This window comes from Porphyromonas macacae DSM 20710 = JCM 13914, assembly GCF_000379945.1.
Taxonomy (GTDB): domain Bacteria; phylum Bacteroidota; class Bacteroidia; order Bacteroidales; family Porphyromonadaceae; genus Porphyromonas; species Porphyromonas macacae.
In genome coordinates this window covers 661720-668483 of the sequence record NZ_KB904124.1, presented here as the reverse complement: position 1 = coordinate 668483, position 6764 = coordinate 661720, and the positions used below count along the sequence as shown (strand labels likewise).

The window sequence follows — 6764 nt, the reverse complement described above, 5'->3', positions numbered from 1 at the left end:
TCTAAATTCAGCGAATCTACAATGCTGTTGACCAGGCGCACAGGGTCATTGGCATCAATATCTTGACCAAGTTCTGCAGGAAATAGCAGGATGGGGTCGGATATGTAAGGACGAAAGTGTAACTTTGTATTCATTAAGTAATTGATATTTGCTAAGTTACTCAAACTTAGTGAACGAACGAAGCCCTAGCTTGTGAAAGTTGGGGCTTTGTCGTTGGATGAGGAATAAAAAAAGGAGGCTGCCCCAAAAATGAATTTTGACACAGCCCCTTAGAAGTTATTCTTAATTTATTCTTTTTTTAACTTTGAAAATAAAGAACCCAAAAAGCCCTCCGTTTTCTTCTCCTCCCGACCATAACCATATCCATACTGCTTACCGTATCCATAGTAACTTCTGTTCATTTTTTTAAGATCTACGCCGTTGATAACAAGGCCGGGATTTTTGAACTTCTTTTCAAGATAAAGCGAATTAATCAAATCAAAAACACCACGTTCGGTGTAGTTTTCACGACAAACATAAACCGTGGCATCCGCATATTTAGCTACAATCAAAGTATCAACCACCAATCCGGCAGGAGCACTGTCAATAATGATATAATCGTAATTACGCCTCATTTTTTCGAGAATATCCTTTAAGATAGGCCTATCTAATAATTCGGCAGGATTGGGGGGAATTACTCCGGCATTCAGAATATGTAAATTTTCGGTTTGTCTACTGCAAGATAAACAGGCTTCATAATCAAGACTTTTCTCTGCAATCAGATTTGTAAGCCCTTTCGGAGGCACTTGAAATTGAAACACACGATGTAATTGAGGATTACGAATATCCATACCGATAATTATCACCTTCTTACCCAACAAAGCCAGACTGACAGCAAGGTTGCTTGAGATAAAAGATTTACCCTCTCCGGATTTCGTAGAAGTAAACAAAATAACCTGATCTTCCTCTTGTAGCGAGAACTGGATATTAGTACGGAGTGTTCTAAAGACCTCCGCCATAACGCTATTGTCATCTTTTTTTACTTGTATACTATCTTCCAAAGCATTCTTTTCGAAAGGGACATCTCCCCAAATAGGCATCTTGGACAAGCGTTCGATTTCCCTGCGGCTTTCAATCTTCGTTCTGAAAAAATCCAGCAGGAAGAAAATCAAAACAGGGATAACAAAACCTAAAATCAAGGCTGAAAGTAAAATAAGATTCTTTCGAGGAGAAACAGGCATAGAAGAAGCAAGGGCATCGTCGATAATCTTTGCATTATCGGCTGTAGCAGCCATCGCAATGGAATTTTCTTCTCTTTTTTGCATCAACATCAGAAACAACTGTGCCTGTATCTCTTGCTGACGGTTAATATCCACCAAAATACGCTCTTGAGTAGGAGCACTGCTAATCTGACTGTTAAATTTATTAGCCTGCTGTTTAATTCCTTTTTCTGTAATTCTAAGACCTTTATATGCACTATTTATAGAGGCTAATACATTTGAGCGTAAATGTTTTAGAGACTCATTCTTCTGAAGCATTAGCGGACTATTTTCCGAAACCGTTCGTGCCAATTGATTTCGCTCGATAATAGCAACATTATACTGATCGATAAGAGAAGTCAGACTTAAATCTTCAAGTCCTACATTACTCGGTATAACCTGATCCTTGTTATTTATATCCCGAACATAATCCTGGAGATACTCCATAATCTTCAATTGGGTATTTACTTTAACCAGTTGTTGATCTATCTCAGACTTTCCTTTAACGATAACCTCCAAGTCTTTGATAGTTGTCAAACCGGCAGAGCGTTTGGTACTTTCCAGCTGCTTCTCGGTATTGCCAAGTTCCCGTCCGATAATAGCCAAACGATCATTGATGAACTCTTCCGTTTTTTGTGCTACGGTATTCTTATCCAAATTAGACTCTTCATTGTAAGTATCTATCAGTTTTCTTATAAAAAACTCTCCCCACTCTCTATCCAAAGATCTAAAGCGCAGAGACACAACAGAACTTCTTTTTTCCGTTAAGGAGATACTGATCCTGCTCAATAAATCTTTCGCTTTATTAATAGGAGGGTGCACTGTGATATGAATAGTTTCACCAACATGGTCGTCCCAATTACGTCCTTCTTCTTTATGAAGAGACAAAACACCTATCGGGGAAGCAAATGTTGCAGGAAACTGACTGAAAGTTTGAGAGATTTCTTTTTTCTCCTCATCAATCCACTTAATAAGAACAGAGCCTTCTTTATTTATTTTAGCAGTAAATCGGAAAGCATTTTTTATTTTTTCTAAATCAATGCCGGAAGTACTGATCCGTACCGGTTGATTGAAAAAGAGATAACTCGAAGCCACCTTCCCTTTAACCAGATAGTCAATATGGGCGTCTATCGAAACAACTGTCTTCTTGATTAAACTTTTTGACTTTAATATTTCAAGTTCATTGGCCACATTGCTGGTTGTGGAAAAACCAAAGTTTTGGAGATTGATAAAATCGGCCGCATTGCCTCCTCCCTTGTTTTTATCTTCCTTAAATAAAATAGAAGCAGAAACTTCATACTGCTTGGGAGTATATCGTAAATATAGATAAGCACCTAAGAGACATAAAAAGATAGAAAAAAGGAACCATTTCCAGTGAATAATATATTTGTCAATAAGCATCTTCAGGTCGAAGCTTTCATTACTGTCGATTCCTTCGTTATATGTACTTTTAATTTCGTCCATTGAGAAAAAACTATAATATTATAAGGTTTAGCGTAATATAGAAACCAGTAAGGTGGCAATAGAAGTCAGCACGGATACAACAGAAAACCAGATTGTCGTTCCACTGGAAATGCCCGAGCTTTGGGCTCTGGCCTTATTCGGTTGGACATAAAGCACATCTCCCTGTTGTAAATAAAAATAAGGAGACTTAAGAATATCCACATCGTTCAAATCCAAAGTAACCACAAGTTTCTCTCCCCCATCACTCTCTCTTAATAACTTAACCTGTTTTCTATCTCCATAAATAGTGAGATCCCCTGCTTGAGAGAGGGCCTGAAAGATATTTATCTTCCCATTATCCACATTGTAACGACCGGGCCTGTTAACTTCACCTAAAACGGATACCTGATAATTTATAATGCGAACATTCACACTAACCATCTCGTTAATATAATTTTTCAAAAGAATTGCTTTAATAAGCTCCTCTACCTGTTTCTCCGTTTTACCGAGCACATTTACCGAACCAATGACCGGCAAATTGATATTCCCATCATTATCGACAATATATGAGGGATATCCTGTTCCATTGGTATAGCCATTAGATGAAATATATGTATTCGGAATATTAAAAGCTTCTACAGCCGTTTTATCCAAAGCTCCTATACTGACCGTCAATATGTCTTTCGATTTTATCTGAGAATCAAAAGATTTCTCCTGACCGGCAATTCTGAGAATTTCCTGCTCTTCTTTCGCCTGCAAATATGCAAGATCTTTCACGCTACCACAAGAGGACAACAATAATAAAAAAAGGCCGATTGTCCAAAATAGAACTAAATTCTTCTTCATCTGTATAATTAAAAAATATATTTTCCCCGCTTGATATTATTCGTCTTGTTTTATTCTTTCACAATGACGATAAAATCTATAATTATCACAAAATTAAGATAATCTGATTGATTACTCTGCGATTTAATTGCTTTTTTCCAATAAATGTTAAAATCAACCCCCTCAAAAGAGCTTACACTTACTTTTAGTTTACCTTGATTTGAATTTATTATTCAAAATAAATCATGGCTCTACAATCCTCAAACACAAAGAAGTACAAAAACGCTTGCTGTTCAAGCTATTCATTTAACTTTGTATGATTACTATGCGTTTTATGAAGAAAAGTAAATATTCGATAATAACAGCGTTACTCCTTTTCATGAGTAGCAGCATACATACTTGGGCACAACAGGAAAAAGGGCGTAATCATAACGTATACTCCGGCTCCGAAATATCCGACACTCCTGAAGAACTGTTACTGGTCCGTGGCGATAAACTAAAAAGTTACCGCATACTACCCAATCTGGCCATGCCCATTCGAACGCAGATGGCGGATACCGTTACGACATACTTCTACAGAAGGCAAAGTGCGGAAGGTCGTTCTTTAGGCATTTCTTATTTGGGCAACCTGAACTCCCCATGGCAAAGCATGCTTTATTTCGACAGGCCGATGGAGCGGGAACACTTCGCTTATAAACAAGTTCTGTCGAGATTGTTAACAACACCGGAAACTGCCCGGTTTTACAACACCAAAACACCTTTTACCTTACTCACCTATCACCGAAATTGGAGTGTAGAGGAACGGGAAGAAGTTTTCAAGGGTATTTTCGGCATAAACTTCGGGAAAAGGTTTAATATAGGTGCCGACTTCAATTATACAATGGCACATGGCTTCTATAACTCCCAGGCAACCGAAAATGTCAATTACAGATTCTTCTCAAATTATCGTTCGGATAAATATGAGGCATTCGGACATTTTGGGAACGAAAATTTCAGAATAACAGAAAACGGAGGGATCAGCAACGATGAATATATTACCGACCCGGAAAAATTTTCAAAAGGGAAAAAGGATATAAAACCTTCAGAAATTCCGGTAAGATTTCCCAGTAAAATGCTTTGGAACAGCGTACGTTCCGGATACGCCTATTTCGCACACAGATACAATCTGGGATATTATAAAGAAGCCGTCATCGATTCGACTCTTCTAAATCCCCGAACCCAACGATTAAGGGGTTTATATCCGGAGGATCCGGAAATCAAACCGGATTCGATCGAATTCGTTCCGGTGGCAAGTATTGCGCACACGTTTACGTACAATAGAAATTTCAGAAGATTCATTTCGAAGACAAAAGCAAACTGGCAGGAATTATATCCGGAACATTTCATCGACACAAAAGATGAAAACGGTAATATTTCCATCCTCCCCAATGACACAGCAGCCTTAAACGAAATAACAAATACGCTTGCGATTTCCGTGCGTGAAGGTTTCAAAAAATGGGTTAAATTCGGATTATCAGCCTATGTCAGACTGGAAAACAGATCGATATCTCTAATCAGCAAAGAACCGGCCAGCCTGTTCTACAACTCTGTAAAAGAATTCGACACCTACCTTGGCGGTAGCATAGAGCGAACTCAGGGAAAAGGTTTCAACTTTTTTGCCAATGGCGAAATTTCCGTTTTAGGAGAAAACATCGGGAACTTCCGCTTAAACGGTGAAATAAACACCCATTTTTCGCTCTTTAAAAAGCAATTCAGCCTTATGGCCGATGCCAAACTACACAATGTAAAGCCCGGCTATTTTGTTAAACACCATCACGGCACCTTCCATTGGTGGGATGAGGATTTTACTTTTGAGCGCAAACTCATGCTTTCCGCCACTGCTTCTTTAGACAGTTGGGGCACTTTTTTCCAGCTAAAATCAGGTACGCTGCAAAACTTCATATATTATAACAATAAAGGATATCCAAAACAGCATTCAAGCGTAATCGAAGTTGCTGAAGGACGAATCGGCCACCGTTTTCACTGGAAAAATCTTAATTGGGAGCTACAAGGAGCCTATCAAATATCTTCAAACGAAGAAATATTGCCACTATCCAAAATCACTGCATACGCCAATATTTTTGGAGATTTCTACATAGCCGGAGTATTAAGAACACAAATCGGCATGGAGGGACATTACTTCTCTCAATTCAAAGCCCCCTATTATGAACCGGCTGTAATGCAATTCATAAATCAGGAAGAAAAATCCATTGGCGGCAAAGCTCCTCTCCTGAATGCCTACCTGAACATTCACCTGAAACAGATACACGCTTTTCTTAAAATGTACAATATCGGCGAATTGTTCTTCAAGCCCGATCGTTTTACTGCATTGCACTACCCCATCGACCCCATGAACTTCAGATTAGGTATTGCAGTCGATTTTAACAAATAAAACATGAATAAGCGTCTACTTATATATACAGGGCTACTGCTCATCGTGCTGATAATGATGTTTTTTCTTACCAAACGCTCCAAACAGCACGAAACCGCTTCAACTGCGTATCCGGTAAGAGATCTTCCGGAAATAAAAGCAAGCGGCTTTATGCGTTTGCTGGCAACTTATACCCCTTCGGAATACACGATAAGTAAAGATCGGATAGACGGTAAAGCGTTCGACCTAGCCCGACTGTTAGAAGAAAAAACGAACATCAGCACACAAGTTTTATTGGAAAATCGTTGGGAAATCGGTTCTCGAATGCTACTCAACGGAGAAGTCGATATAATCCTGTTTCCTGTCTTTCAAACTTCAGAAATAGACACGACACTCTTCTCCATAGTAGACCGAACAGATGAAGAACAGTTGTATTTAGTTCAGCGAAAAAACGACAGTCTGTACCACATCAAAGAGCAGATAGAACTGGGAGGAGATACAGTTGTATTGCCGAAGAACAGGGCTCTCAAACTTTTCATCGAACATCTTTCCAGTGAAATCGGAGAAAACATCCATATAAAAACAGATGAGCTCTACCAAACAGAACAATTGGCTATCATGGTAAGCAAAGGGCTAATCAACTATACCGTTTGTACTCAAAAACAACAGGAGTTGTTCAAAACGGCTTTTCCTGATTTAGATTGCTCTTTACCGATCAGTTATAATCTTATTCAGGGCTGGATAACTCGCAAAAGCTCTCCCATTTTGACCGACAGCATCAACCGGTGGTTTCAAAAAAACAAGTAAGGCTTTGGAAACTAACCCTTACGTTTGACAATTGTATTAAA

General features: G+C 38.8%; 4 protein-coding genes. 2 read left to right on the top strand and 2 right to left on the bottom strand.

Going from position 1 to position 6764, the window contains the following annotated elements:
- Positions 1 to 287 precede the first annotated feature (287 nt).
- Complete coding sequence (locus tag A3GI_RS10390; RefSeq protein ID WP_018360013.1) at positions 288 to 2702, bottom strand: GumC family protein; 2415 nt, start codon at positions 2700 to 2702, stop codon at positions 288 to 290.
- 27 nt (positions 2703 to 2729) lie between these two features.
- Positions 2730 to 3527, bottom strand: coding sequence for a polysaccharide biosynthesis/export family protein (locus A3GI_RS0103100; RefSeq protein WP_018360012.1), 798 nt, complete (start codon positions 3525 to 3527; stop codon positions 2730 to 2732).
- 313 nt (positions 3528 to 3840) lie between these two features.
- On the opposite strand from A3GI_RS0103100, the gene A3GI_RS0103095 reads away from it, so the two are divergent.
- Both A3GI_RS0103095 and A3GI_RS0103090 read left to right on the top strand, forming a co-directional pair.
- Positions 3841 to 5937, top strand: a complete 2097-nt coding sequence (locus tag A3GI_RS0103095; protein ID WP_036870048.1) for a putative porin — start codon at positions 3841 to 3843, stop codon at positions 5935 to 5937.
- A 3-nt stretch (positions 5938 to 5940) separates the two neighbouring features.
- Entirely contained in the window at positions 5941 to 6723 is a 783-nt protein-coding gene (locus A3GI_RS0103090) for a transporter substrate-binding domain-containing protein (RefSeq protein WP_018360010.1), read from the top strand.
- The last annotated feature ends 41 nt before the right edge of the window (positions 6724 to 6764 follow it).

Bases quoted from the DNA above. Each gene is read 5' to 3' on its own strand.
- A3GI_RS0103090 (WP_018360010.1), top strand. From the start codon at position 5,941: ATGAATAAGCGTCTACTTATATATACAGGGCTACTGCTCATCGTGCTG.
- A3GI_RS0103095 (WP_036870048.1), top strand. From the start codon at position 3,841: ATGAAGAAAAGTAAATATTCGATAATAACAGCGTTACTCCTTTTCATG.
- A3GI_RS10390 (WP_018360013.1), bottom strand. From the start codon at position 2,702: ATGGACGAAATTAAAAGTACATATAACGAAGGAATCGACAGTAATGAA.
- A3GI_RS0103100 (WP_018360012.1), bottom strand. From the start codon at position 3,527: ATGAAGAAGAATTTAGTTCTATTTTGGACAATCGGCCTTTTTTTATTA.